The 24,290-nt window shown below is 63.9% G+C and carries 26 protein-coding genes; 12 read left to right on the top strand and 14 right to left on the bottom strand.

Annotated features, from left to right (window positions below):
• Positions 1-142 precede the first annotated feature (142 nt).
• Positions 143-412, bottom strand: coding sequence for a DUF6555 family protein (locus tag E5221_RS14335; protein WP_054573301.1), 270 nt, complete (start codon positions 410-412; stop codon positions 143-145).
• A 167-nt stretch (positions 413-579) separates the two neighbouring features.
• Positions 580-789, bottom strand: a complete 210-nt coding sequence (locus E5221_RS14340) for a general stress protein (RefSeq protein ID WP_003259459.1) — start codon at positions 787-789, stop codon at positions 580-582.
• A gap of 279 nt (positions 790-1,068) precedes the next feature.
• On the opposite strand from E5221_RS14340, the gene E5221_RS14345 reads away from it, so the two are divergent.
• Both E5221_RS14345 and E5221_RS14350 read left to right on the top strand, forming a co-directional pair.
• On the top strand, positions 1,069-4,851 hold the full coding sequence (locus tag E5221_RS14345) for a CheR family methyltransferase (protein WP_247845842.1): 3,783 nt from the start codon (positions 1,069-1,071) through the stop codon (positions 4,849-4,851).
• Positions 4,852-4,932: 81 nt separating this feature from the next.
• Positions 4,933-5,331 carry an NUDIX hydrolase gene (locus tag E5221_RS14350; RefSeq protein ID WP_247845843.1) on the top strand — a complete coding sequence of 133 codons (399 nt, stop codon included), beginning with the start codon at positions 4,933-4,935 and terminating at the stop codon, positions 5,329-5,331.
• 126 nt (positions 5,332-5,457) lie between these two features.
• Here the strand turns inward: E5221_RS14350 and E5221_RS14355 are convergent, their stop codons facing one another.
• Together E5221_RS14355 and E5221_RS14360 are read right to left on the bottom strand one after the other, a co-directional pair.
• On the bottom strand, positions 5,458-6,009 hold the full coding sequence (locus E5221_RS14355) for an ATP-dependent Clp protease proteolytic subunit (RefSeq protein ID WP_003259457.1): 552 nt from the start codon (positions 6,007-6,009) through the stop codon (positions 5,458-5,460).
• A 22-nt stretch (positions 6,010-6,031) separates the two neighbouring features.
• Positions 6,032-6,406 (bottom strand): low affinity iron permease family protein, encoded by a 375-nt coding sequence (locus tag E5221_RS14360; RefSeq protein WP_003259456.1) that lies wholly within the window; start codon positions 6,404-6,406, stop codon positions 6,032-6,034.
• A gap of 165 nt (positions 6,407-6,571) precedes the next feature.
• On the opposite strand from E5221_RS14360, the gene E5221_RS14365 reads away from it, so the two are divergent.
• From E5221_RS14365 to E5221_RS14385, 5 genes are read left to right on the top strand one after another with little or no spacing between them, the layout of a single operon-like run.
• A complete protein-coding gene (locus tag E5221_RS14365; protein ID WP_247845844.1) occupies positions 6,572-7,489 on the top strand; it encodes a DUF72 domain-containing protein in 918 nt (305 codons plus the stop codon).
• On the top strand, positions 7,486-8,271 hold the full coding sequence (locus E5221_RS14370) for an endonuclease/exonuclease/phosphatase family protein (protein ID WP_024087135.1): 786 nt from the start codon (positions 7,486-7,488) through the stop codon (positions 8,269-8,271). Before E5221_RS14365 ends, E5221_RS14370 begins: the two co-directional genes overlap by 4 nt.
• Positions 8,268-9,470 (top strand): cardiolipin synthase ClsB, encoded by a 1,203-nt coding sequence (gene clsB, locus E5221_RS14375; protein ID WP_247845845.1) that lies wholly within the window; start codon positions 8,268-8,270, stop codon positions 9,468-9,470. The genes E5221_RS14370 and clsB overlap by 4 nt, the downstream gene beginning before the upstream one ends.
• Entirely contained in the window at positions 9,470-10,417 is a 948-nt protein-coding gene (locus E5221_RS14380; protein WP_039613384.1) for a lysylphosphatidylglycerol synthase domain-containing protein, read from the top strand. The genes clsB and E5221_RS14380 overlap by 1 nt, the downstream gene beginning before the upstream one ends.
• Positions 10,418-10,451: 34 nt before the next feature.
• On the top strand, positions 10,452-10,880 hold the full coding sequence (locus E5221_RS14385) for a hypothetical protein (protein WP_054573294.1): 429 nt from the start codon (positions 10,452-10,454) through the stop codon (positions 10,878-10,880).
• A 191-nt stretch (positions 10,881-11,071) separates the two neighbouring features.
• On the opposite strand, the gene E5221_RS14390 is transcribed toward E5221_RS14385, so the two are convergent.
• Together E5221_RS14390 and E5221_RS14395 are read right to left on the bottom strand one after the other, a co-directional pair.
• On the bottom strand, positions 11,072-11,296 hold the full coding sequence (locus tag E5221_RS14390) for a metallothionein (RefSeq protein WP_015270340.1): 225 nt from the start codon (positions 11,294-11,296) through the stop codon (positions 11,072-11,074).
• The gene (locus tag E5221_RS14395; protein WP_038409647.1) at positions 11,293-11,757 is read right to left on the bottom strand and encodes a hypothetical protein; all 465 of its coding nucleotides are present in this window, start codon (positions 11,755-11,757) and stop codon (positions 11,293-11,295) included. Before E5221_RS14395 ends, E5221_RS14390 begins: the two co-directional genes overlap by 4 nt.
• Before the next feature lie 128 nt (positions 11,758-11,885).
• Here E5221_RS14395 and ligD point away from each other — a divergent pair, with 128 nt between their 5' ends.
• Genes ligD through E5221_RS14420 form a run of 5 tightly spaced genes read left to right on the top strand, consistent with a single transcriptional unit; the run spans position 11,886 to position 17,495 of the window.
• Complete coding sequence (gene ligD / locus E5221_RS14400; RefSeq protein WP_247845846.1) at positions 11,886-14,378, top strand: DNA ligase D; 2,493 nt, start codon at positions 11,886-11,888, stop codon at positions 14,376-14,378.
• 54 nt (positions 14,379-14,432) lie between these two features.
• On the top strand, positions 14,433-15,476 hold the full coding sequence (locus E5221_RS14405) for an acyl-CoA dehydrogenase family protein (protein WP_247845847.1): 1,044 nt from the start codon (positions 14,433-14,435) through the stop codon (positions 15,474-15,476).
• Positions 15,473-16,228 carry a PIG-L family deacetylase gene (locus tag E5221_RS14410; protein ID WP_061551224.1) on the top strand — a complete coding sequence of 252 codons (756 nt, stop codon included), beginning with the start codon at positions 15,473-15,475 and terminating at the stop codon, positions 16,226-16,228. The genes E5221_RS14405 and E5221_RS14410 overlap by 4 nt, the downstream gene beginning before the upstream one ends.
• An 11-nt stretch (positions 16,229-16,239) precedes the next feature.
• On the top strand, positions 16,240-16,839 hold the full coding sequence (locus E5221_RS14415) for an SAM-dependent methyltransferase (protein ID WP_013972635.1): 600 nt from the start codon (positions 16,240-16,242) through the stop codon (positions 16,837-16,839).
• The gene (locus tag E5221_RS14420; RefSeq protein WP_247845848.1) at positions 16,836-17,495 is read left to right on the top strand and encodes a glycosyltransferase; all 660 of its coding nucleotides are present in this window, start codon (positions 16,836-16,838) and stop codon (positions 17,493-17,495) included. The genes E5221_RS14415 and E5221_RS14420 overlap by 4 nt, the downstream gene beginning before the upstream one ends.
• A 222-nt stretch (positions 17,496-17,717) precedes the next feature.
• On the opposite strand, the gene E5221_RS14425 is transcribed toward E5221_RS14420, so the two are convergent.
• The 8 genes from E5221_RS14425 to E5221_RS14460 all read right to left on the bottom strand — a co-directional run bounded on the left by E5221_RS14425 (position 17,718) and on the right by E5221_RS14460 (position 24,146).
• A complete protein-coding gene (locus E5221_RS14425; RefSeq protein ID WP_015270347.1) occupies positions 17,718-18,539 on the bottom strand; it encodes a Ku protein in 822 nt (273 codons plus the stop codon).
• A 74-nt stretch (positions 18,540-18,613) separates the two neighbouring features.
• Positions 18,614-19,519, bottom strand: coding sequence for an SDR family oxidoreductase (locus E5221_RS14430; RefSeq protein ID WP_247845849.1), 906 nt, complete (start codon positions 19,517-19,519; stop codon positions 18,614-18,616).
• A gap of 126 nt (positions 19,520-19,645) precedes the next feature.
• Positions 19,646-20,233: a nucleosidase gene (locus E5221_RS14435; RefSeq protein WP_061551227.1), complete on the bottom strand. Its 588-nt coding sequence runs from the start codon at positions 20,231-20,233 to the stop codon at positions 19,646-19,648.
• Between the two features lie 56 nt (positions 20,234-20,289).
• Positions 20,290-21,396 carry a carboxylate-amine ligase gene (locus tag E5221_RS14440; RefSeq protein ID WP_182329311.1) on the bottom strand — a complete coding sequence of 369 codons (1,107 nt, stop codon included), beginning with the start codon at positions 21,394-21,396 and terminating at the stop codon, positions 20,290-20,292.
• Positions 21,397-21,402: 6 nt separating this feature from the next.
• Positions 21,403-22,356, bottom strand: coding sequence for a class I SAM-dependent methyltransferase (locus E5221_RS14445; RefSeq protein WP_247845850.1), 954 nt, complete (start codon positions 22,354-22,356; stop codon positions 21,403-21,405).
• Entirely contained in the window at positions 22,356-23,690 is a 1,335-nt protein-coding gene (locus E5221_RS14450; protein ID WP_247845851.1) for an iron-containing redox enzyme family protein, read from the bottom strand. The genes E5221_RS14445 and E5221_RS14450 overlap by 1 nt, the downstream gene beginning before the upstream one ends.
• Positions 23,691-23,711: 21 nt before the next feature.
• Positions 23,712-23,909, bottom strand: a complete 198-nt coding sequence (locus E5221_RS14455; protein WP_039613375.1) for a hypothetical protein — start codon at positions 23,907-23,909, stop codon at positions 23,712-23,714.
• A 60-nt stretch (positions 23,910-23,969) separates the two neighbouring features.
• Positions 23,970-24,146, bottom strand: a complete 177-nt coding sequence (locus E5221_RS14460) for a KGG domain-containing protein (RefSeq protein WP_003259933.1) — start codon at positions 24,144-24,146, stop codon at positions 23,970-23,972.
• Positions 24,147-24,290 lie beyond the last annotated feature (144 nt).

Here is a 24,290-nt window from a genome sequence, read left to right on the forward strand (position 1 = left end):
CAATAGACAGGCTTCGTCAGCCCCGGCCTCTTCGCAGCACAAGGCTGCTCCTACAGGACCTCGCCGAACCAATGAGTCATGTGTTGTTCTATGAGAGCGGGCATGCCCGCGAAGCAGGCGACACAGTGCTTTGGGCTAGGGATCACATTGTCGCCGCTGGCCCCCCCACCGACTGGTTCGGCTTGCTGCCGGATACCCGCCAGCTCACCGCGGTAATCCCGTAGCGCTCGGCCATCGGCCTGCTGACTTTCCTGATTTTTTCGCGCCCGAACTTCGGAATGATGCCGATGCCCGCATCACAACTTGCCCAATGCCAGGCCTCGGCGTTGTCCAGCGTCTCCAGACGGATGATGAAACTGCGCGGCTTGCCATGCAGTTGGTAATCGATGATGTATAGCTGTGGGCCAGGCATCGCAGGGGCCTCCTCTTCTCCATGGATGACACCCTGATTGATCGGGGTACGGCCAGAAGATTCAAAAAAATGTCGAGCAACAGGTACCAAAGGCCATTGCAGCCCCGGTACACAGGAGGTAGCCGGCACCCGGCACTGCGGGTACCGGGTGCCCAGAAGCACTCAACTCACTGTTGGCGGCCCCCGCCGTGGCTGTTCTGGCCGCCCTTGCGACCGGCCTCCGATGCCCGTTGGCGGTCGTTGGCGAAGTTGCCGCCAGAGGCCTGCCCACCCTTGTGCCCCGCGCGGGAGGCCCGTTCCCGGTCATTGGCAAAATTGCCAGGGTTGGTTTCCTTGGTGCCGCCGCGCTGGCTGGTTCGCTCTTGATCCTGCGCCATGTGGTATCTCCTTGCGATGGATTGGCTGCTCGCATGGATGTTTGCCATGCCTTGGTTCCGAGCCGCCGATCACAGACTTTGCTCAATGGTTTTGCCAGCAACTGACCAACGGCACCAAACGTGTGTCGGCAAAAGGTTTGGGCGGCGGATGCAGGCGGGTCGCACTTTCCTTCGCAAGCAGAGGTCTCAATAACATGGCGACGGCCTATAATCCCGCCACACACACGCCCGATGATGCTGCTGAGGGCTGAACGTTCCGGTCTGCACAAGGCTCCGTCCATGAAGTCGTCCCCCAAGCAACCTGCCTCGCCCCAAAACCCGGCACTCAGCACCAGCCACCTGGATTTCCCGGTGGTGGGCATCGGTGCATCGGCAGGCGGCCTGGAAGCGATCTGTACGCTGTTCCGGCAAATGCCCAGCGATTGCGGCATGGCCTTCGTCGTGGTCCTGCACCTGTCCCCCGACCACCAGAGCGTCGCCGACCGCATCATCCAGGACACCACGCAAATGCCGGTGCGCCAGGTGACCGAGCCGGTGCCGATCGAGCGTAACCATATCTACGTGATTTCACCGGCCAATCGCCTGTCCACCAACGACGGCTACCTGCGGGTGACCCCGGCCAACCGGCGCCGTGGCGACCACGTGGCCATCGACCTGTTCTTCCGTGACCTGGCTGACGTGCACAAGGACCACGCCTTCTGCGTGGTGTTGTCCGGTACCGGTGCCGATGGCGCCGTGGGCCTTTCGAGGATCAAGGAGCAAGGCGGTGTGACCCTGGCGCAGACACCGGACGACGCCCAGTACGACAGCATGCCCCGCGCCGCCATCGAGACCGGCATGGTCGACCTGGTGCTGCCGGCGGCAGAAATGCCGCAGAAGCTGCTGGAGCTGTGGCGCAATGCCCGCCAGGTCCGGCTCCCGGAAATCGAAGACGGTACCCTGCCTCCGGCCTTGGGCACCCGTGTCGGCGATGCCCAGGCCAGCGAGCCGATGCTCGAAGAGATCCTGCTGCAGTTGCGCAGCAATACCGGCCACGACTTCCAGCACTACAAGCGCGCCACGGTACTGCGACGCATCGAGCGCCGCCTGCATGTGACCGGCCAGGCAGACCTGGCGGCCTACCTGCATTACCTGGAACAGCACCCAGCGGAATCCCGGGCGTTGCTGGCCGACATGCTGATTGGCGTGACCAATTTCTTCCGCGACCGCGAAGCCTTCGAAGCCTTGGAGCGCCATGTGCTGCCGCAGCTGGTCTGCGAACGCGACCCGGCCGAGGGCGCAGACGAGATACGCGTGTGGTCGGCCGGCTGCTCCACCGGAGAAGAGGCGTACAGCCTGGCCATGCTGGTTTGCGAGCAGCTGGCACTGGAGCAGCGCTCGCACAAGGTGCAGGTTTTCGCCACCGACCTGGACGAACGCGCCATCGGCATCGCCCGCAGTGGCTCATACCCCGAGGCGATCGTCACCGACGTGCCGCCAAGCCGGCTGCGCCAGTTCTTCCTCAAGGAAGACCAGCATTACCGGGTGCGCAAAGAGGTTCGCGAAAAGGTGCTGTTCGCCCGGCACAACCTGCTGTCGGACCCACCGTTCTCGCAGATCGACCTGATTGTCTGCCGTAACCTGCTGATCTACCTGGACCGCGAGGTGCAGCGTGACATCCTGCAGATGTTCCACTTTGCCCTGCGCCCGGGTGGCTACCTGTTCCTCGGTTCGTCGGAGTCGGCCGACGTGGCCAATGAACTGTTCGCCCCGGTGGACAAGCGCAATCGCATTTTCCGCGCACTCGATGCCAGCAATACCGGCCGCCGTTCCGGCCGTCAGCTGCCCGGCACTTCTGCCGCCGGCAGGCCCCAGGAAGCGCTGGCCAAGGCCAAGCCGGGGCGCAAGCCATCGTTCGCCGACCTGCACTACCGCGCCCTGGCGCGTCGCATGCCGCCCAGCCTGATCGTCGATATCGATGGCAATATCCTGCACATGAGCGAAGGCGTGGGGCGTTTCCTGCAAGTGGCCGGTGGCGAACCGAGCCGCAGCTTGCTCAACCTGGTGCTGCCGCCCCTGCGCCTGGCCCTGCGCAGCACCTTGTTCCAGGCGCGCCAGGGGACCGAGGCGGTCACCTCGCGCCCTGTCGACCTGGCGGAAACCATGGGCAAGCTGCAGTTGGAAATCACCGTGCAGCCATACAGAGACGACCTCAGCGGTAGCGATTGCCTGCTGGTGATATTCGAGGAGCGCGCGCCTGATCCGTCCCTGCCGATGCCTGGTGTCATCCGCCAGACCGACAGCATGGTCTTGCACAACCTCGAGCGCGAACTGCAGCGTACCCGCCTGCAACTGCAGGAAACCATCGAGCAGTCAGAGGTCTCCAGCGAGGAACTGACGGCTTCCAACGAAGAGATGCAGGCCATCAACGAGGAGTTGCGGTCGGCCAGCGAAGAGCTGGAAACCAGCAAGGAAGAGCTGCAGTCGATCAATGAGGAGTTGCTCACGGTCAACTACGAGCTGAAGAACAAGGTCGAGGAAACCGACAAGGTCAACGACTACCTCAGCAACCTGATCGCCTGCACCGAGATCGCCACGGTGTTCGTCGACCGCAACTTGCATATCCGTTGGTTCACGCCGCGCGCCACCGACCTGTTCAACATGCTGCCGGTCGATACCGGCCGTTCCCTGCTCGACATCACCCACCGCCTGGATTACCCGGCACTTGCCGACGATGCCCGCGCCGTGGCTCAGGGCGAGGCCATCATCGAGCGTGAAATCGGCGGCCAGGGCGATCACTGGTACCTGGCACGCCTGCTGCCCTACCGCTCCAGCGAGCAGAAAATCGACGGCACGGTGCTGACCTTCATCGACATCAGTAGCAGCCATGCCGCCGAAGAGCGCGTGCGCCTGGGCGAAGAGCGCCTGAGCAAGCAGCTGGCCGAGACGCAGAGTACCAGCCACATGAAGGACGAGTTCTTCGCCGTCATGTCCCATGAACTCAAGCACCCGCTCAACCTGATCCAGCTCAATGCCGAAATCCTGCGCCGCCTGCCGTCGCTGCGGAACATCAGTGCAGCGAGCAAAGCCGTGGGTACCATCTGCGACGCGGTAACCAGCCAGGCGCGGATCATCGACGACCTGCTGGATGTGGCGCGCATTCGGACCGGCAAGCTTAAGCTCAAGACCGGACCTGTGGATCTGCTCGCCCTCCTGCAGGGCATCCACGATGTGGTGGTGAGCGAGCAACACCCCTGCCCGGTTCGCCTGGAGCTGCCCGCCGACACCCTGCCGGTGATGATCGAAGGTGACGTGACCCGCCTGGAGCAGATCATCTGGAACCTGCTCAACAACGCGCTGAAGTTCAGCCCGGCGGGCAATGAGATACGCCTGGTGCTGAGCCACGACGAAGACCACGCGCGGCTGCAGGTGATCGACCATGGCGTAGGCCTGAGCCACGACAGCCTCGAGCACATCTTCGACCTGTTCAGCCAGGCTACGCCGCAACAGGCCAGCCACAGCCGCGAGGGCCTGGGCATCGGCCTGTCGCTGGTACGGCAACTGGTCGAGGCCCATGGCGGTACCGTACGCGCCAAGTCACCGGGGCTTGGCCTGGGCTGCACCTTTGAGGTCACCCTGCCACTTTGCGATACGCAACTCCCGCAGCGTGAGCAAGGCTCGGAGCCACTGAGCGAGGGCCGCCTTAATGGAATTCGCGTGTTGCTGGTGGACGATTCCGTAGAAGTGCTGGCGGTAATGCAGGAGCTGCTGGAAATGGAGAGCGCCACTGTCAATGCCTTCAGCAAGCCGCGTGAGGCCCTGGACGCCGCTGCGGGTGAGGAATACGACATCATCCTGTCCGACATCGGCATGCCGGTGATGGACGGCCATGCGTTGATCAAGGCCCTGCGTGGCTACGTGCACCTGCGCCATACCCCGGCCATCGCCCTGACCGGTTATGGCGCCAGTGCCGACCAGTACAAGTCGCGCCAGTCGGGCTTCGATCGGCACCTGAGCAAGCCGGTGGGCTATGACGAGCTGGTGGAGGCCATCGAGGCGCTAAGCGGCTCGGTGCCCTACTGACCGTTGGTCGCTTTCAACGCAACGTTCATTGCCGCCGGGGGCCGAATCTACATGGAATGAGGGATTCGCCCGGGAGCCTGAATGAAACCAGTCAAGCATCGCGCAACGATCATCTGCCGGCATGGCAAACAAGCCCATAAATGGCTGTGGGTGAGAAAGCCCAACGCCGCCTGGACCCTGCCCGGTGGCAAGATCGAGCCCGGCGAGACGCCAATACAGGCAGCGGAGCGTGAATTGCTTGAGGAAACCGGGTTGCAGGCAGAATCGCTGACCTTGTTGATGCGCCATGAAGCGGCAGAGCGCATGCATTATGTGTTCGAAGCGGAGTTCGCCGACGCCCCGCATCCCAAGGCCCTGCATGAAATTGCTGATTGCCGGTTCGCCCACCCGGACCAGGTGCCCATGCTCAAGGACGAGATCAAGCTGCTGATCCGCTCGTTGCTGGCGTGTGACCGGGCAATGGCAGCGTCAGTGAGGTAGACCTTTTTCTCCTGTGCCGGCCCGTTCGCGGGCTTGCCCGCTCCCACAAGTACTTCACCGTTTCTGAAGCATGTGCTGAACCTGTGGGAGAGGGCATGCCCGCGAAGAGGCCGGCACAGGAATCAGCTAGGCATGCACACTCCACTGACAAGCCTCCGCCTCGATCGGCATCTCGTCTATGGCATGGATCATCCCGTTCGCCAATGCCTCCCGGGGCCCGAGTATCCGCGGGTACGCCATCAGATACCGTGGTACATCCAGCACCTCGTCCGCCCCTTCGGTCCGCTCGGCGACGATTTGCGCGTACAGCCGCAGGTCATAATCCAGGCTCATCGCGTATTCAGCCATGCGTGAGTGGTCGACCGAGCCATGCAAGGTCCAGTGGAAAGGATGAAACAGGAACTTGCTGTAACTGCATGCCGTGCGCCGTTCCCCGGCCAGGAAGATGATGTTGCCCATGGATTCCACCGTGCCCAGGTTGTGGGTATGCACCTCGACCGGTAACGCCCGCAGAAAGTTGTACAAGGTAAACCCGTAGCTGCACTCTCCGCCCATGGTGGCGATGTTCAGTTGCAGGACGTCGGCGCCCTGCTGCAACGCCCGCGAACAGGTGTTGATCAGGTTGCCGCAGGTGGATGAATTGATAGGCCCGGTGAAGTGGACGATATGTCTGGCCATGCTTGCCTCCAGGGTTGGCAGGTCATTCCTTGGTTGAATGCGCATCGTCACCCTGCCCGGCCATCTGCCGGTATTGCTTGCGCAGGGCATGCAGCTCGGCCGGATCCATGTCTTCAAGGTCCAGCAGCGCCTTGTGCGCCTTTTGGGTGGTGCGCAACAGCTCATCGATCTTGATGTGCAGTTCGTCGTTGTCGCGGTTCTGGGTGTTCTGGATCAGGAACACCATGAGGAAGGTGATGATGGTGGTCGAGGTGTTGATCACCAGTTGCCAGGTGTCGTTGAAGCCGAACAGCGGCCCGGTCACTGCCCAGATCAGGATCAGCAGGCAGGCGATGCCAAAGGTCAGCGGGCGGCCGGCCCAATTGGCCAGCCATTGGGCGAAACGGTCGAATTTCATCCTGGTGCCCTTCCTCGTAGCAGGTATGCGGTGGAAACGCCGCGGGCCGCAAAGTTCCGCGCCGCATCAGCCTTTTCCGTTGGTCAACCGTGCTGAACCCTGGCCGCTGTTCACCAGTCGCACCTTCAGAGTGACCGAACAAGGACTGGCAATGAGGAAGGCAGCGTGAGCGATATCCGCATCGGCATCTCCGGTTGGCGCTACGGCCCGTGGCGCAAGGATTTTTACCCGAAGGGCCTACCCCAGGACGACGAACTGGCGTTCGCTTCGCGGGCGGTCAACAGCATTGAAATCAACGGCTCGTTCTACAGCCTGCAAACACCCGAACGCTACCAGGGCTGGCATGACCAGACACCGCCCGGCTTCGTGTTCGCGGTAAAAGCCCCGCGCTACATCACCCATGTCCGCCGGCTCAAGGACATCGAAGAAGCAGTGGCCAATTTTTTCGCTTCCGGGCCGCTGCTGCTCCGCAAGAAGCTCGGGCCATTCCTCTGGCAGTTTCCACCCAACATGAAGTTCGACGAGGCCCGCTTCGCCCGTTTTCTCGAACTGTTGCCGCACAGTCGCAAGGCTGCCCGCGAATGCGCGCAGGGGTGTGCGCAACAACTGCGGGACAACGGCAGCACCGATATCAAGGGCAACGCTCGGCTGCGCCACGCTGTGGAGATTCGCAACGAAAGCTTTTTGTGCGAAGCCTTCATCAAGCTGCTGCGCAAGCACCGGGTAGCGCTGGTCGTGGCCGACAGCGCCGGGAAATGGCCGTATGTCGAAGACCTTACCGCCGACTTCGTGTACATGCGCCTGCATGGCGATGTCGAGCTGTACAGCAGTGGCTATACCGCCCAGGCGCTGCGGCGCTGGAAGCAGCGCATCCAGCACTGGAGCCAGGGCCGCCAGGCCGACGATGCCCAGCTGGTGGTGCAAGGCCCGCCACCACGGCGCGCTGCCCGGGACGTCTACTGCTATTTCGACAACGACCAGAAAGTCCATGCACCTTATGACGCCCGGCGCCTGTTGCAGAAGCTCTCGCTGGACCATGAACTGATGACCGAGCCTGGCGTGGTGCCGGAGGTGCCCCTGTGAACAGGACCCTGCCTGCGCCGCACGGCATCATCGACAAGATCACCGCCGTGCGTCGGCTGAATGTGCTGACGTTGAACGTGCACAAGGGTTTCACCTTCTTCAACCGGCGCTTCATCCTGCCCGAGTTGCGCGAAGCCGTGCGCGCCACCGGCGCCGACCTGGTGTTCCTGCAGGAAGTGCACGGCAGCCACCAGCAACATGCCCTGCGCCACCCGGCCTGGCCAGATACGCCGCAGTACGAGTTCCTGGCCGACAGCATGTGGCCGCAGTTCGCCTACGGCCGCAATGCGGTGTACCCCCATGGGGACCACGGCAACGCGCTGCTGTCGAAATTCCCCATCAGCCGCTTCGACAACCTGGACGTCTCGGTGCAGGGCAACGAACAGCGCGGGCTGCTGCACTGCCAGCTGGAGGTGCCGGGCCATGACCAGGTACATGCGGTGTGCGTGCACCTCGGCCTGCGCGAGGCCCACCGGCAACGCCAGGTAAAGCTGCTGCTGGACCTGCTCGACAGCCTGCCGCCCAAGGCGCCGGTAATCATCGCCGGCGATTTCAACGATTGGCGGCTGAAGGCCGATGCCGTGCTGAGCGAACACCTGGTAGAGGCCTTCGGCGAACATTTCGGCACCCCGGCGCGCAGTTTTCCGGCGCGTCTGCCGCTGTTGCGCCTGGACCGCATCTACCTGCGCAATGCCATGCCCGGCACGGCCCAGGTGCTGTCGAAGTACCCGTGGTCGCACCTTTCCGACCACGCCCCTCTGGCTGCGGAGATCAAACTGTGAACCGACCCTGGGTAGACGGCAACAGCGTGCAGTTGCTGATCAATGGCGAGCAATACTACCCCCGCGTGTTCGAGGCCATGGCCCAGGCACGGGAGGAAATCCTGCTGGAGACCTTCATCATTTTCGATGACAAGGTTGGCCAGCAATTGCAGCAGGTGCTGATCGATGCCGCCCAACGCGGCGTACGTGTCGAAGTGGCCGTGGATGGCTATGGCACGGCCGACCTGCCCGACTCCTTCATTGCGGCCATGACCGATGCCGGGGTCAGTTTCCATGCCTTCGACCCTCAGCCGAGGCTGGTGGGCATGCGCACCAACCTGTTCCGGCGCCTGCACCGCAAGATCGTGGTCGTCGATGGCGAGCGGGCCTTCATTGGCGGCATCAACTACAGCGCCGACCACCTGGGCGACTTTGGTGCCATGGCCAAGCAGGACTATGCCGTAGAAGTCGCCGGCCCGGTGGTGGCGCAGGTGCATGCCGCCAGCAAGCGCCTGATGTCGCCGGTGCTGCAGCCGCCCAGCGCGGTACGGCCGCTGACCGAGGCTGCCGGTACCTGCAGCGCCGTGCTGGTCGAGCGCGACAACGGGGTGCGCAGCACCGATATCGAAGCCCACTACCTGCAGGCGTTTCGCAGCGCCCGGCAGCGCATCGTGGTGGCCAACGCGTATTTCTTCCCGGGCTACCGGTTGATGCGTGAACTGCGCAATGCGTCCCGGCGTGGCGTGGAGGTGCGGCTGATCCTGCAGGGCCAGCCAGACATGCGCTGGGTGCGGGCGCTGTCGCGGCTGTTGTACAACTACCTGCTGCGCGATGGTGTGGCCATTCACGAGTATTGCCAGCGGCCGCTGCACGGCAAGGTGGCGCTGGTGGACGATGAGTGGGCCACGGTCGGCTCCAGCAACCTGGACCCGCTCAGCCTGTCGTTCAACCTGGAAGCGAACCTGTTCATCCGTGATCGCGCCTTCAACCAGCAGCTCAACCAGCACCTGCAGCAGCTGGCCCGCGAACAATGCAAGCCGGTCACCCTGGAACGCATGGTTCGCGGCTACTGGTGGCGGGCGCCGCTGATATTCGTGTGTTTCCACGTGATCCGCCATTTCCCGCGGATTGCCGGCTGGTTTCCGGCGCACCGCCAGCAGCTGCGCTCGGTGCAGCCGGAGGCCGAGGCACAGGGTGACTACCACGAGGGCCAAACCTGATGGCGCGTAAGAACTGGCAAACCTGGGGCAAGCGGCTGTTCACCCTGGCATTCCTGATCCTGATCCCTGCGCTGTTGTACCTGCTGGCGCGCAACCTGGACTGGAACGAGGTGCGCCAGTCGTTGCTGGCCTACAAGCCCGGCACCCTGGCCATAGGCCTGGCGCTGGCCGGGTGCAGTTACCTGACGTTCGCCAGCTACGACCTGCTGGCCCGAGCCTACACCGGCCACCACCTGCCGGCACGCCAGGTGTTGCCAGTGGCCTTCGTGTGCTATGCCTTCAACCTCAACTTCACCACCTGGGTGGGTGGCGTTGCCTTGCGCTACCGGCTGTACAGCCGCCTGGGCCTGGACACGGCTACCATCACCCGCATCCTCACCCTGGGCCTGCTGACCAACTGGATGGGCTACATGCTGCTGGCTGGCACCGTGTTCGCCTTGCGCCTGGTCGAGCTGCCCGCCAACTGGGCGGTCGGTGCCAGCGGCCTGCAGCTGATCGGCGTGTTGTTACTGGCGATTGCCGCTGGCTACCTGCTGGCCTGTGGCTTCGCCAAAAAGCGCACCTGGCGCTGGCGCGACCATGAGGTAACGCTGCCGTCGCTGCGCCTGGCGCTGTGCCAGGTTGTACTGGGTGCCAGCAACTGGGCGCTGATGGCGCTGCTGATCTTCTGGTTGCTGCCTGGCGAAGCCTTTTACCCGTCGATTCTCGGCATCCTGCTGATCAGCTGCGTTGCTGGTGTGGTTGCGCATATCCCGGCCGGGCTGGGTGTGCTGGAAACGGTGTTCCTGGCCCTGCTGCATGGGCAGCTTGCCCAGGGCACGCTGGTGGCGGCCCTGCTGGGCTACCGCACGCTGTACTACCTGGTGCCGCTGTTGCTGGCGGTGCTTGTCTACCTGATCCTCGAGAAACGCGCCAAGGCCATGCGCCGGCGCGACAAGCCTGCCTAGACCTGACAAGGGCCATTGGCCCGGGAGGTGGCAAATGCGTGGCGCTGTCTTGAAGCCGATGTTGATACTGATGATGGCCAGCCTGCTCAGCGGCCAGGCCCTGGCCGAAGCCTGCAACGTACTCACTCGCTCCTCCAGCGAGGCGGTAACGCCGGTGGAGCGACACAGCTGCTACAGCTACAGCAACCTACCCGCCGAAGCGATCAACTGGTCGTGCAGCAATGAGAGCAAGGACATGCTCAACAGCGAAAAGCACAAGGTCGCGCGCTGTGCCGATGGCAGCGTTGGCAGTTGCATCGCGCCATTGACCCAGGAGGCATTGGCCAACCCCAAGGCAACTGGCGGTGACAAGCCGGCGTTGCCCAAGGATGCACGGGTGATCACCTACTACTACGACACCCCCAGCCTGGGCCAGGCCCGCACCGATTGCGAGCGTAGCAACGGTATCTGGCAGACTCACTGATTCTGCAGGCTTGGCGCGTGTTTTGTAGGAGCGGCCTTGTGTCGCGAAAGGGCCGCAAAGCGGCCCCGGCAATTTTCCGTGCGAAGCTGAAATTCTGGGGCCGCCTCGCGGCCCGTTCGCGACACAAGGCCGCTCCTACAGGATCATCACCGCCCCATAGACCTATGCAGAACCTATGAGACGGCGATGTTTCAGGGCGAAATCGGGTCACTCGCCGGGAAAGTCTCGTCCAGCGCATTGTCCACGGCGCTTTCCTTGGTTTTTTCCCCGCATTGGCAATCCGGCATCCGGCACGGCTCGCCATTGCGATGCCCGTTGGCACAGGCCTCGCAGCAATACACCTTGCCTTCGAGCCGCAAGGCATTGGCATCCACGGTGCAGGAACAATCTGCACAGGCACAACGCAACTCGTTCATGGCTTGCTCTCCTCGTCATCGATCACATCATCGGTCCACGGTTCGCCATCAAGCGGTGCGGAGCGGGCCAGTTCGGCTTCGTCCAGGCCTATGCCGCCGCCAATCTCATTGGCCTCTACCCGCCTAAGGGTCTTGTCTGCAGGGCCACCGCTGCCACCGGGTTCGTGCGGGTCACGGGCACCGGTCTCGTCCAGCAAGGTGTCCGGGCTCAGGTCGTCATAGGTGACGTTGTCCTCGTGCAGGCTGTCGCTCAACGCCTCGCCGCCAGTCATGCCGCTTTCGGCCACGCGCCGGGGCGGGAACTCGCGGGCCACGTCCGCGGCCGGTCGCTCGTCACCCGCACGCCCCTCGCGCTCGTCCAGGCGCTCGTCGAAGTCCAGTTCATGCACGCTGCCCATGCGGTCTTCGGTGTCGTCGATTTCAGTGGGGGTATAGGGCTTCGGTTTATCTGTTCGGGCCATGTGCGTTCTCCGTCAGGTGGCTTCATTCGGTCGACTGCACTTGATGTTTGAAGATTCAGAGTTTTTTTGAACTACCGCCCGGGCCGTTGCCTCCCAGATTAGAGACTGCGAACCGCCCGGAGCCCGCCATGGCCAAGCCACTGCAGGAATATGCGCGCAAGCGCGACTTCAATGCCACGCCCGAGCCCAGCGGCAAGCGCAGCCGTGGCAAGCGGGCCCACGCGCTGCAGTTCTGCATCCAGAAGCACGATGCCAGCCACCTGCACTACGACTTCCGCCTGGAACTCGATGGCACGCTGAAAAGCTGGGCCATCCCCAAAGGGCCGTCGCTGGACCCCAAGGTGCGCCGCCTGGCCGTGCACGTAGAGGACCACCCGCTGGACTACGCCGACTTCGAAGGCCATATCCCCGAAGGCCATTACGGCGCGGGTGACGTTATCGTCTGGGACCGGGGCATCTGGGAGCCCGAAGGTGATGCGCGTGAGGCCTATGCCAAGGGCAAATTGCGTTTCCGCCTGCAAGGCGAAAAGCTCGGCGGTGTATGGAACCTGTTCCGCACCCACCTGGCCGGCAAGAAGGAGCAGTGGATGCTGGTCAAGTCGCACGACAGCCAGGCGCGCAGCGAAGCCGACTACAGCATCGTCGACGCCCAGCCCGACAGCGTGCTCAGCGACCGCACGCTGGTGCCGCGCAAGCCCGCAGCAAAAAAGGCCGCCGCGCCACGTCGCAAAGCCGCCAGCAAAGGCCGGAAGGTGCCGTTGCCGGCGCAGCTGCAGCCACAACTGGCGACCTTGGTCGACTCCCCGCCCAGTGGCGACTGGCGCTACGAGGTCAAGTTCGACGGTTACCGCATCCTTGCCCGCATCGACGGTGATGACGTGCGCCTGTTCACCCGCAACGGCCATGACTGGAGCGGCAAGATGCCCAGGCAGGTTGCCGCCTTGCGTGCGCTGGGCCTCGATTCGGCCTGGCTCGATGGCGAGGTGGTGGTGGCTGGCGAAAACGGCGCGGCGGACTTCCAGGCGCTGCAGAACGCTTTCGACACCGAGCATGACGAGCACATCACCTATTACCTGTTCGACCTGCCCTTCCTGGGCGGCCAGGACCTGCGCCAGTTACCGCTGCAGGACCGGCGAGACACCCTGCAGCGCCTGCTGGAGCACAACGAATCGGACGTGCTCAAGTACTCCGACGATTTTGACCAGCCCGTCGAGTCCCTGCTCGACAGCGCCTGCCGGCTGCAACTCGAAGGCCTGATCGGCAAGCGCGTCGACAGCCCCTACAGCGGCCGCCGCAGCCCTGACTGGATCAAGCTCAAGTGCAAGCAGCGCCAGGAGTTCGTGATCGTCGGCTACACCGACCCCAAAGGCAGCCGCAGCGGCTTTGGTGCACTGCTGCTGGCCTTGCACGACAACGACAGCGGCGAGTTGCGCTATGCCGGCAAGGTCGGCACCGGCTTCAGTACAACCACGCTGGCCAGCATCCATGCCCGGCTCAAACCATTCGAAACCGCCAAACCGGCCCTGCCCAACCCGCCCACCGGGGCCGAAGCCCGGGGCGTGCACTGGCTGAAACCGCAACTGCTGGCCGAAGTCGCCTATGCCCAGATGACCCGTGACGGCATCGTGCGCCACTCGGTGTTCCACGGCCTGCGCGATGACAAACCGGCTACCGCCATCGACCTGGAGCGCAGCATGCCCGCCAAGACCCTGCCCAAGCGCAAGCAGGCCAAGGCCCCCGAGGCTTTGGGCGAGCTGCGCCTGACCCACCCCGAGCGGGTGGTCGACGCCACCAGCGGCGTTACCAAGCGCGAGGTCGCCGAGTACTACGCCGCTGTCAGCCGATGGATACTGCCCCAGCTCAAGAATCGCCCGGTGGCGCTGGTACGTGCACCGGACGGGCTGGCCGGGGAGCTGTTCTTCCAGAAGAACGCCGGCCAGTTGCATCTGCCCAACGTGCTCAGCTATGACAAGGCCGAGGCCGGCCAGGCGGCGATGGTCATCAATCGCGCCGACACCTTGATCGGCGCAGTGCAGATGAACATGCTCGAACTGCACACCTGGAACGCCACCGACAAGGACTTCGACAAGCCCGACCGCTTCGTCCTCGACCTTGACCCGGACCCGGCACTGCCGTGGAAGGCAATGCTGGAAGCCACCCAACTGGCCCTCACCTTGCTGGATGAGCTGGGCCTGAAGGTTTTTCTCAAGACCAGTGGCGGCAAAGGCATGCACCTGGTAGTGCCCCTGACCCGGCGTGCCAGCTGGGATGAAGTCAAGGCATTCAGCCACGGCATCGTCGATTACCTGGCCAGGTTGTTCCCCGACAGGCTCAGTGCCGTGTCCGGGCCCAAGAACCGTATCGGGCGCATCTTCATCGACTACCTGCGCAACGGCAAGGGGGCTACCACCGCCTGCGCGTATACCCTGCGCGCCCGCGAAGGCCTGCCGGTATCCGTGCCGATCTGGCGCGAGGAACTGCCGCAACTCAAGGGCGCCAACCAGTGGAACATCGGCAACGTGCTTGAACGACTGGGCGATGTGGACGACCCCTGGGCCGATTATGGCAAGACCAGGCAATCGATCACCGTGGGCATGCGCAAGCAGCTGGGGCTGGCCTGATGACGGCTTGCCTTCAGCGCTACGCCCGCAATGCCTCACCAAGGAGCCGAGCCCATGAGCATCGTCCAGGATTTTGACCTGACCAACCTCGATCGCCTGTTGCGGGCCTTCGGCGAGCGGCAGCAACCGCTCAACCTCGATACCCAGTTGCCGCAGCTGATTCAGGCACTGCAAGCCGACCACCTCGACCTGCTGCCCCTGCCCGGCCAGGGCAATACGCTACGGCGCTGGCAAACCCTCGCCCGGGTGGCAGGCTGTGACCTGGCCTTGGCCAAGCTGTACGAGGGCCACACCGACGCGTTGGCGATCCTTGCCGAATGCGCGGCTGCACACCACGCTGCCGAGGGTATATGGGGCGTGTGGGCCGCCGAACCGCCGGATGCCCGCGCCTGCATTGTCGCCCGTGATGGCGACCAGGTCCGCCTGAAGGGTCGCAAGGCCTGGTGTTCGGGCGCACTGCAGATCGATCGGGCGCTGGTCACGGCCTGGGACCAGCATGACCAACCCCAGCTGGTGGCCATCGAACTGTCCCATCCCAGCCAGGGCCTTGTCATAGACCGCTGGCAGGCCATCGGCATGGCCACCACCGCCAGTGTCGAAGTCGAGTTCAACCACACCCCTGGCATCGCCATCGGCCGCCCCGGGCAATACCTGTCACGCCCCGGCTTCTGGCATGGCGGTGCTGGCATTGCAGCCTGCTGGTACGGCGCCGCCGAGGCATTGGCCGATTACCTGCGCGAACACTGCCGCAACCCCCGCCCCGACCAACATGCCGACGCTCACCTGGGCGCGGTCGATGCCGCCTTGTACGGCGCCAGGGCGGCACTGCGCGAATGCGCGGCATGGATCGACCGCCAGCCAGGCGCAGACGCCAGCTTCGAAGTGCGCCGCACCCGCGCCCAGGTGGAACAGGCCGTTGAACAGGTGATCCACCACGTTGGCCGGGCGCTGGGCGCTACTCCTTTCTGCCGTGACAACCACTTTGCCCGGCTGAGTGCCGACTTGCCGGTGTTCCTGCGCCAGAGCCATGCCGAGCGCGACCTGGCGGCGCTCGGGGAGCAGTTGGCAAAACAGCCGGCGGGAGTCTGGCAACTATGAGCGAGAACCTGATCCAGGCGAACAGCGGTACACCGTGGGCGGACTGGCAGCAGGCCGCGCACCTGGCCAGGGCCACCTGGATCACCCCTCAGCAATTGTGCCCGCCGGGCCGCCGCCTGGTGCTACTGGCACCGCACCCCGATGACGAGATTCTCATGGCCGGCGGGCTGCTGGCGGGCTTTCATGGCCGGGAAGACGACCTGGTGTTGATCTCCGCCACCGATGGTGAAGCCAGCCACCCTGGCTCTACCCACTGGAGCGAACACCGCCTGCGCCGGCAAAGGCCACTGGAGAGCCGCCATGCGCTGCAACAGCTTGACCTAGACCTCGGCCGCCTGGACTGGCGGCGGCTCCACCTCAAGGACGGCGCGTTGCCACGTGACGAGGCATTTCTGCTCAACCACCTGAGCCAGTTGCTCAGGCCTGACGACCTGCTGATGGCTACCTGGAGCGGCGATGGCCACTGTGACCACGAAGCAGTAGGCCGGGCTGCCGCGCAGGCGGCCCGGATGCGCAAGGCGCAATGCCTGGAGGTACCCGTGTGGGCGTGGCACTGGGCACGACCGGACGACCCGCGTCTGCCGTGGCCGCGTGCCCACCGCATTCAGCTGGACGAGGCCAGCCTGGCCCGCAAGCGCAAGGCCCTGGCCGCCCATGTCAGCCAACTCGAACCGGACGGCCAGTGCCCGCCCGTACTGCCGCCGAACTTGCTGGATTGTCTGCTGCAACCTTTCGAACTGGTGTTCCTGTAAAAGGAGTTGTCATGAGCCTCGACCCACAGTATTTCGCCGACCTGTACGCCACCAGCGAAGACCCTTGGGCCTTTCGCACCCGCTGGTACGAAAAGCGCAAGCGCGAGCTGGTCATGGCCTGCCTGCCGCGCCAGTGCTACCAGCGCGTGTTCGAGCCCGCTTGCGCCAATGGCGAGCTCAGCGCCTTGCTGGCCGAGCGTTGTGCCAACCTGGTGTGCCAGGACCTGGACCCTACTGCGGTAGCGCTGGCCGGTGAACGCTTGGCTGGGCTGCGCAATGTCTCGGTGGAACTGGCGCGGCTGCCGGCGGACTGGCCAGGTGGGCGTTTCGACCTGATCGTGCTGAGCGAGGTGGGTTACTACCTCGACCCGACCGACTGGTTGCAGGTGATCGAACAGTCGGTGGCCAGCCTGACCTACGACGGCGGGCTGCTGGCCTGCCACTGGAAGCATCCCATCGCCGGCTGCCCGCAGGACGGGCGTGAAGTGCACCGCATGCTGGCCCGTCACCTTCCGCTGTATCTGCAGTTCCAGCATGACGAGGCGGACTTCTTGCTGGAGTACTGGTCCTCTCAGCCCAGCGTGGTCGACCTCGATGAGACCTGCCCATGATTGCCGTGGTGATCCCGGCCCACAACGAGGCCCGGCGCCTTGGGCGCTGCCTGCGGGCAGTACTGGCTGCCGCCCAGCAGGCGCAGCAGGCGGGGCACCAGGTGGAGGTACTGGTGGTGCTGGACCGCTGCAGCGATGGCAGCGCCGCCGTGGCAAGGCGGTTCGGTGTACAGGTGCTGACCGTGGATGCCGGCAACGTCGGTATGGCCCGCCGGGTGGGCGCGGCATACATGCTCGAGCGCGGCGCGCAGTGGCTGGCGTGCACCGATGCCGACAGCCGGGTGCCGGCGCACTGGCTGCTGTCGCAACTGGCCTGCAGGGCCGAGGTAGTGTGCGGCACGGTGCACGTCGAGTACTGGCAACCCTGGCAGACAGCGGCCTTGCGCAAGCTGTACCACAGCCGTTACCAGGCACATGAAGGGCATCGGCATGTGCATGGCGCCAATCTGGGTGTGTGTGCCGACGCCTATGATCGTGTGGGCGGCTTCCAGCCACTGGCGGCGCATGAGGATGTGCAATTGGTCAGCGACCTGCAGGCCAGTGGTGCGCAGATCGTATGGACCGCCAGGCACAGCGTGGCCACCAGCAGCCGGCGCGACAGCCGCGCCCGCGAAGGGTTTGGTGATTATCTGGCGGGGTTGCAGACACAGGTTTGAGGAGGCTTGTGTTTGACTCTTGGTTCAGCAGTTTCTGTAGGAGCAGCCTTGTGCTGCGAAGAGGCCGGTCCTGACAAAGCCTTTCTATTGCTTGTACCGGCCTCTTCGCAGCACAAGGCTGCTCCTACAAAGGACGCTTCAAACGAGCGATATTTGTTCTCCGCGCGACAGCGCGGCCCCAAAGGGCTGGGCAATTTCCCACCCAGTGCAAGCGCAACGGAATCACGACGCCTTGCGTGTCTTCTTCGCCGGCTTCTTGCCACCGAGGCTGCGCTTGAGCAGTTCGGTGAGGTCGAGGATGTCTGCGCCTTTCCCTGCTTCCGTCGCCTCGCCCTTCTCCACGGTCTCGATCTTGCCCTTGCTGGCCTTTTCTTCCACCAGGTCCATGATGGTCTGGCGGAAGGCATCGTGGTAATCCGCAGGCTTCCACTGCCCGCTCATGTCCTCGACCAACCGCTTGGCCATGTCCAGTTCGCGCTTGTCCACCTTGGCCTCGGTGACGCTGCTGTCCAGCTCCAGCGTTTCCAGCCCACGCACTTCTTCAGGCCAGCGCAAGGTGATCATCACCAGCGCATCATCCAGCGGCCGCAGCAACGCCAGGTGCTGGCGGGTGTGCAGCACTACCGTGGCCAGCGCCACTTTGCCGGTCTTCGCCAGGGTTTCGCGCAGCAAGGCGTATACCTTGCCGCCACGGCGGTCGGGGGTAAGGTAATACGGCGTGTCGAAGTGCTGCAGCGGGATCTCGCCAGCCTCCACGAAGGAGAAGATATCGATCGTCTGGGTCGCCTCGGGCCGGGCCTTGCGGATTTCCTCCTCGCTGATCACCACATAGCGGCCCTTCTCGAATTCGACGCCCTTGACGATGTTGTCCTTGTCGATTTCCTTGCCAGTGACCTTGTTCACCCGCTTGTAGCCGACCGGCTCCATGCTGCGCTTGTCGAGCCAGTCGAAATCGACCCGCTCGGTGCGCACCGCGGTATTGAGGGCCACGGGGATATGCACGAGACCGAAACTGATGGCGCCTTTCCAGATTGCCCTAGCCATTGAAGGTGCTCCCAGGGTTGCCTGCCAATACCTGAATCGACTGCAACGGGCGGCGAAGGTTTAGCCGCCCCGCCCTACGGCAGCGGGTTGCCGCCGGTCACGCCGAACACCTCGCCGGTGATGTAGCTGGACTCCTGGCTGGCCAGCAACACATACACCGGCGCACACTCGGCGGGTTGCCCCGGTCGCTTCATCGGCGTTTGTGCGCCGAACTCGGGAATTTTCTCCGGCGGTTGGCCGCCACTGGGCTGCAACACGGTCCAGATGGGCCCCGGGGCCACGGCATTGACCCTGATGCCGCGCTCGATCACCTGCTTGGCCAAGGCCTTGGTGAAGGCGACGATCGCGGCCTTGGTGGTGGCATAGTCGAGCAAGGTGGCCGAAGGCTGGTAGGACTGGATCGAGGCGGTATTGATGATGGTCGCCCCCGCCGGCATCAGCGGCACGGCCGCCTGGCACAGCCAGAACAGCGCGTAGACGTTGGTTTTCAGGGTGTGATCGAACTGTTCGTGGCTGATCTGGCTGATGTCCTTGCGCGCTTCCTGCTTGCCGGCGACGTTGACCAGGATGTCCAGCCCGCCAAGTTGCTCATGGGCCTGGTCGACCAGCTCCTTGCAGAACTGCTCATCCTTCAGGTCACCGGCAATTGCCACCACCTTGCGGCCTTCGGCTTCAATCAGCTTGATGACTTCGCGGGCATCGGGTTGCTCGATGGGCATGTAGTTGAGGGCAATGTCGGCACCCTCACGGGCAAAGGCGATGGCCACTGCACGGCCGATGCCCGAATCCGCACCGGTGATCAGCGCCTTGCGCCCTGCCAGGCGGCCAAAACCCTTGTAGGTGGTTTCGCCGTGGTCCGGCTCGGGCTGCATGTTGGCATCCAGCCCCGGTGCTGGTTGGCCTTGGGCCGGGAATGGTGGATGCGGGTACTGGGTCAGCGGGTTCTGCATGCTGAACTGGTCGTGGGGTTTGCCAGGCATGGGGCCTCTCCTCTGGTGTACCGGTGTTGGCCCATTCGCGGGCTTGCCCGCGAAGGCCGTCCTACCGTTTTCGAGGAGAGCCCTCATCGATGGTTTTTTTCGACTGGCCCAAACACCGACCAGCGGTCACACCGGGCTAAACAGCACCCGCCTGAAGGCCTCGGCAGCCAGGTGCACCTGTACCGCCCAGTCCTGCGCCGCGTCACTGCCGGCATCATCGGAAATGTACTTCAGGCACACGAACGGGATGCCTTCGCTGCGCGCGATCAGCGCCAGCACGTAGGCTTCCATGTCGACCACGTCATAGGGTGCATCGCCATGGTTGATCTCGAAGCTGTCACCACTGCCGCAGGTCTCCAGGGGCAGGCCGGGGATCTGCGCCCCATGCTCCAGCACCACCGGGATGTCCGACAAAGGTGTCTGGTAACGGGCGAAGCCCAGTGGGGTCACGTCCATGTCGCGCTGCACGAAGCGGGTGCAGCACACCACCTCGCCCTTGCCATGGCGCTGGCTGCCGGCCGAGCCGAGGTTGACGATCAGCCTGGGCCGGCGCGCAGCAATGGCCTTGGTCAGGGCGATGGCGGCATTGACCTTGCCGATGCCGGTGAACACGGTGTTGACGTCAGCGAATACATCGCCGGCCTCGGCTTCGAGGGCGAAGACAAACAACGTGTCGTCCAGGGAAATGTCGGGGAATTGCTTGATCAGCATCATGGCGCAGGTGGTTCCGGGTGGCTGCGAAAGGCGCGGCCATTTTCGGTCAACCCCGGCTAATTGCAAGCCCCGGCGGCCACCACGGCTCGCAATGCCTGCGCCCTGCCCAAGCCTGCAGCGCTGGCCTGGGCCAGGCATTGCAGCTGCTGGTCGGCATGGGTGCCATCGCGCAGCAGGCGTTGTGCATGCAGGAAGGCGCGTTCGGCGTCTACAGTGTCGATCGGCAACTGTTCCTGCAACTGGGCCAACCAACCTGCGGCCGTGACCGGCTGCTGCTCATGCAGGCCAATGAACTCGCCCTGGCGCCCATGGCGCATGGCGCGCCAGTAGTTTTCCTGGGTGATCCAGCGCTGCTCGCGGTTGCAGGCGGACGAGTCGTGCCGGTACACGATGCTGTGCTCGACCAGGTGACGAAATAGCGCGGCGATGCACAGCGCGTCCTCCAGCCGCGGGCAGCCATCGCAGATGCGCAGTTCGACCGTCGGGAAGCGCCGTGAAGGCCGGATCGCCCACCAGAAGTCGCCATCCGCGGCCAGCGACCCTGTGCGTTGCAGCAATGCACGGTAGCGCTCGTAGGCAGCCCAGTCCGGCAACGGCTCGGGCAAACCCATGTGCGGCCACTCCCCGCAAATTACCCGCCGGTAGCTCATGTAGCCGGTGCACTGGCCTGCCCACAGCGGGGATGACGTGCTCAGCACCAGCAACAGAGGCAGCCAGCCCAGAACACGGTTGATCAATTGGATGCGGTCGCAACCTGGCGGTACGCCCACGTGAACATGCAGGCCGTTGAGCAGGCTACGCCGCGCCACATGCCGGTAGTCAGCGAACAGTTGCTGGTAATGCGCAGGGGCTGCAGGTTTCTGACGCAGCCAGGCGGCATTGGGGTGGCTTGCCGCGCCGTACAGGCCCATGCCCTCTTCGGCCAGCGCTGTGTTCAGCCGCTGGCGGCTGTGCTGGAAGAACTCGCGTGCCTCGAACAGGTTGGCGAACACCGGCGAGGCCACCTCGATCTGGCTGCGGAACATTTCCTGGGCAAAATGCTGGCCCAGCGCCTTGCGACAACGCCCGAGCACGGCTGGCGAAGGTGTGGCTGGCACCTGCCCCGTGTCCAGGTTCACCAGCAGGTATTCTTCCTCGATGCCGAACGTGCAGGGTCGGGCCATGCTGCCTCAGCTGTTGCGGGTGACTGTGAGCACCACCGCGGCGATGCGCTCGACCTGCTCGTAACCGGGTTCGTTCAGTTGCTCGCCAAACACGTCCGGGTCGATTTCCCGATATACCCAGGACCATTCCGGGCCCGCCAGGCGCAGGCGAATGGCTTCGAGCAAGGCATCACGGCCTTCGCTTATCGCCACGCCGGTATATAGCAGTAGCGAGCCCCCCGAGCCGAGCCGCTCGCAAGCTTGCTCGACGATACGCAGCGAAAGCTGCGCGCCGAGCGAACCACCGCCATGCCGATAGGTACGTTGGCAGGCATCCAGCATGTACGGCGGGTTGGCAACGATAAGGTCGAACAGCCCGGTAATGCCGTCGAGCAGGTCACTGGGTTCCACGGAAACATTGCTCAAGCCCGCCAATGCCGCGTTGATCGCGGTGTAACGCAGCGCGAGCGGGTTGATATCCACGGCGCTGACATGGGCATGGGGCGCCGCGCGGGCGATCAGCAAGGCGCCGACACCCGTGCCGCACCCGATATCCACGGCATGCTCGACACGCTTGGGGGTGCGTTGCAGGTGATCGTGAATCACTTGGGCGAAACGGTAACTGTCGGGGCCGAGAAACACTGCGTCGGTTTCCTCGGTGGGGTAAGCAGAGTGCAGCAGCAGCAGGTCGTCGATCGTGGACCAGCGCACGGTGCTGATCAGCAGTTCTCCGTGCTGCTTGAGCACCTGAGCCCGCCGCATCTGGTCCAGTTCATCGGCAGAAACCAATGATGAACGGAACGGGCGGCTCCAGCCGAACACATCGCGCACTGTCCTGGCTTGCCCGGCTTCCGGGCGCGCATTCACGCGAGCATGGGTTGCCGGTGTGACACAGGTGAAGCGGTAGCCGTCGGCGCGCAGGCGCCTGCCCAATTGCAGCATTGCCTGGTCAGCCTGGATTTGTTGTGGATCGAGCAGCATCAGCGGGTTACCTCCTGATTCAGGCCGGTAGCACGCAAGTAGCGCCGGGTGGCCAGCAACCCTTCCGGTGTCGCATGACGGTTACCGGACATCGTGTCGATCAACGTCTGGATATCGGCGTCCGGGGCAGGAGTCGCGAGCGTATCATCCGATTCCACCTGCACCTCCCAGCTGCCAGGCAGCACGCGACGCCCGCGGGCTTGCAAGCCTGCAGCGATCCAGTCGTGCCATAGCTGTTTTTCATACGCCGTGAACACGCCATACATCGGTGCCGAGGGGCCATCGATGAGTCCCCACCAGCGGCTGTTGGCGGGTGCTTCACCACGGCGGATCCAGCCCTGTGCCTGCAAGGCTTTCAGAAACGCGGGCATGGCACCGGGCTCGGCCAGCCATTGGTTGACGGTGCGTTTTTGCAAGCGGCAATGGTCGGAATGCATGAACTGGCCAAAATTGCGCTTGCGCTCCAGTGCCGACAGCAGCTCGGATTCAAGATCGAAGCTGCTGATCAGGCTGGGTGTATCAAGCCCCAGGTCATTCAAGCGGTACCCGCTGCGCACCCGCTGGTAGAACTGGCCAGCGTCGTCGACCGGGCAGAATTGGCGTAGCGCCTGGATGGACAGATGCGCATGCCCGCTGGCCGCGTTGTCGATGGTCACGTGAAGCTGGAAATAATGGCCATCGATGCCCACTTCCGCCAGTTCGTAAGTAGTAATGAGCAAATGCAACGGTGGTTGTTCATAGCCCATGTTGTAGCCGATCAGCTCGGGAAGAAAATCATCGCCATTGCGCCCCAATGCCAACTGCAAGGCTCCTTGCAGGTAACGCTGGTCGTCCAGTTCAGGCAGGCCCAGGCAACCCAGCCGGCTCAACAGCCGTTGGTAGATCAGCACATGGTTGCAGCGCGGATCACCGCCACCCAGTTCTTCCAGGTAGGTGCGGATCAGGCCGTGATAGCGCGGATCGCCCCAGTGGCGCAAGGTGCTGTGCAGCCATGCCCCGTCCACTGCCTTGGTTGGCGCCACTTGTTGCAGGAACCACAACGCCTGTGCGCGGTTGGCAAAGTAGCGCCGAGGTGCGCCTTGGCGGCGTTGTTCGAGGTAACTGGCATAGGCTTCGGCCACCTGGCTTGCATGGCCGGCGCTCCAGGCTTCCAGCTGAGCAGGATCGGCAGGCAGGTCATCCGGCAAACGCTGCGCGCGTGCCAATTGTTCGCTCAGCCAGGCTGTGCTCGTGGTGTCTTGGCTCACGAGCAGCTTGTGGTAACGCTCCTTCAGGCTTGGCCCAGTTGCCGAAGCCGGTATCACCGCGCCGGTCTTGCGGGTCATTACCGTCATGCCGTAGTCCTTGTCCGCGTTTTATTGGCTGGGTTTCTGCCCGGGCATCGGTTCAGGGTCCGGCGCCGGTTGGGTAGCGGGTTTGTCGCCGGGTTGCTGCATCTGCAGCGAAGGTTTGCTTTGGTCGGCATCCTTTGCCGGGTGGTCGTTGTCCCGGTCGAAACAGCCACCCAGCAAGCCAAGCGTGCCCACCAGCGCTATCAGGGGGATCAATCGCATGGGGTTCTCCTTATGTGCAGAATCGCAGTGCCCGATCACCCGGGCACTGCGTAGGCTCACTTACGAACGGCCGCCCTTGCGGCCCGATTCGCTGGTACGGCCACCACCGGATTGCTGGCCGCCCTTGCGCCCAGCTTCGGAGGCTTTTTCGCGGTCATTGGCAAAGTTGCCCGGGTTCTTGTTGCCACCCTGGCTGCCTTGCTGGTTGCCGGTGCGGCTGTTCTCTTTGTTGGCCATGGTCTTAAACCTCGTATGACTTCGGAATGCACGGCATTACCCGCCGTACACCTGTTGGGAGTTCGGTCATTTCGGCGGATTCGGTTTAATGCGAAGCGTTCTGACCAGCGGCATTAAATAAGCGGCATCAGCATATTTGGCGCG

Source organism: Pseudomonas sp. A2 (assembly GCF_023100865.1).
GTDB classification, from domain to species: Bacteria; Pseudomonadota; Gammaproteobacteria; order Pseudomonadales; family Pseudomonadaceae; genus Aquipseudomonas; species Aquipseudomonas asiatica.

Coding starts and splice junctions, on each gene's coding strand:
- E5221_RS14440 (WP_182329311.1), bottom strand. CDS start 21,396: ATGGCCCGACCCTGCACGTTCGGCATCGAGGAAGAATACCTGCTGGTG.
- E5221_RS14345 (WP_247845842.1), top strand. CDS start 1,069: ATGAAGTCGTCCCCCAAGCAACCTGCCTCGCCCCAAAACCCGGCACTC.
- E5221_RS14445 (WP_247845850.1), bottom strand. CDS start 22,356: ATGCTGCTCGATCCACAACAAATCCAGGCTGACCAGGCAATGCTGCAA.
- E5221_RS14430 (WP_247845849.1), bottom strand. CDS start 19,519: ATGCCTGGCAAACCCCACGACCAGTTCAGCATGCAGAACCCGCTGACC.
- E5221_RS14360 (WP_003259456.1), bottom strand. CDS start 6,406: ATGAAATTCGACCGTTTCGCCCAATGGCTGGCCAATTGGGCCGGCCGC.
- E5221_RS14350 (WP_247845843.1), top strand. CDS start 4,933: ATGAAACCAGTCAAGCATCGCGCAACGATCATCTGCCGGCATGGCAAA.
- E5221_RS14355 (WP_003259457.1), bottom strand. CDS start 6,009: ATGGCCAGACATATCGTCCACTTCACCGGGCCTATCAATTCATCCACC.
- E5221_RS14385 (WP_054573294.1), top strand. CDS start 10,452: ATGCGTGGCGCTGTCTTGAAGCCGATGTTGATACTGATGATGGCCAGC.
- E5221_RS14415 (WP_013972635.1), top strand. CDS start 16,240: ATGAGCCTCGACCCACAGTATTTCGCCGACCTGTACGCCACCAGCGAA.
- ligD (WP_247845846.1), top strand. CDS start 11,886: ATGGCCAAGCCACTGCAGGAATATGCGCGCAAGCGCGACTTCAATGCC.
- E5221_RS14335 (WP_054573301.1), bottom strand. CDS start 412: ATGCCTGGCCCACAGCTATACATCATCGATTACCAACTGCATGGCAAG.
- E5221_RS14435 (WP_061551227.1), bottom strand. CDS start 20,233: ATGATGCTGATCAAGCAATTCCCCGACATTTCCCTGGACGACACGTTG.
- E5221_RS14450 (WP_247845851.1), bottom strand. CDS start 23,690: ATGACGGTAATGACCCGCAAGACCGGCGCGGTGATACCGGCTTCGGCA.
- E5221_RS14410 (WP_061551224.1), top strand. CDS start 15,473: ATGAGCGAGAACCTGATCCAGGCGAACAGCGGTACACCGTGGGCGGAC.
- E5221_RS14395 (WP_038409647.1), bottom strand. CDS start 11,757: ATGGCCCGAACAGATAAACCGAAGCCCTATACCCCCACTGAAATCGAC.
- E5221_RS14420 (WP_247845848.1), top strand. CDS start 16,836: ATGATTGCCGTGGTGATCCCGGCCCACAACGAGGCCCGGCGCCTTGGG.
- E5221_RS14380 (WP_039613384.1), top strand. CDS start 9,470: ATGGCGCGTAAGAACTGGCAAACCTGGGGCAAGCGGCTGTTCACCCTG.
- E5221_RS14425 (WP_015270347.1), bottom strand. CDS start 18,539: ATGGCTAGGGCAATCTGGAAAGGCGCCATCAGTTTCGGTCTCGTGCAT.
- E5221_RS14390 (WP_015270340.1), bottom strand. CDS start 11,296: ATGAACGAGTTGCGTTGTGCCTGTGCAGATTGTTCCTGCACCGTGGAT.
- E5221_RS14340 (WP_003259459.1), bottom strand. CDS start 789: ATGGCGCAGGATCAAGAGCGAACCAGCCAGCGCGGCGGCACCAAGGAA.
- E5221_RS14460 (WP_003259933.1), bottom strand. CDS start 24,146: ATGGCCAACAAAGAGAACAGCCGCACCGGCAACCAGCAAGGCAGCCAG.
- E5221_RS14455 (WP_039613375.1), bottom strand. CDS start 23,909: ATGCGATTGATCCCCCTGATAGCGCTGGTGGGCACGCTTGGCTTGCTG.
- E5221_RS14405 (WP_247845847.1), top strand. CDS start 14,433: ATGAGCATCGTCCAGGATTTTGACCTGACCAACCTCGATCGCCTGTTG.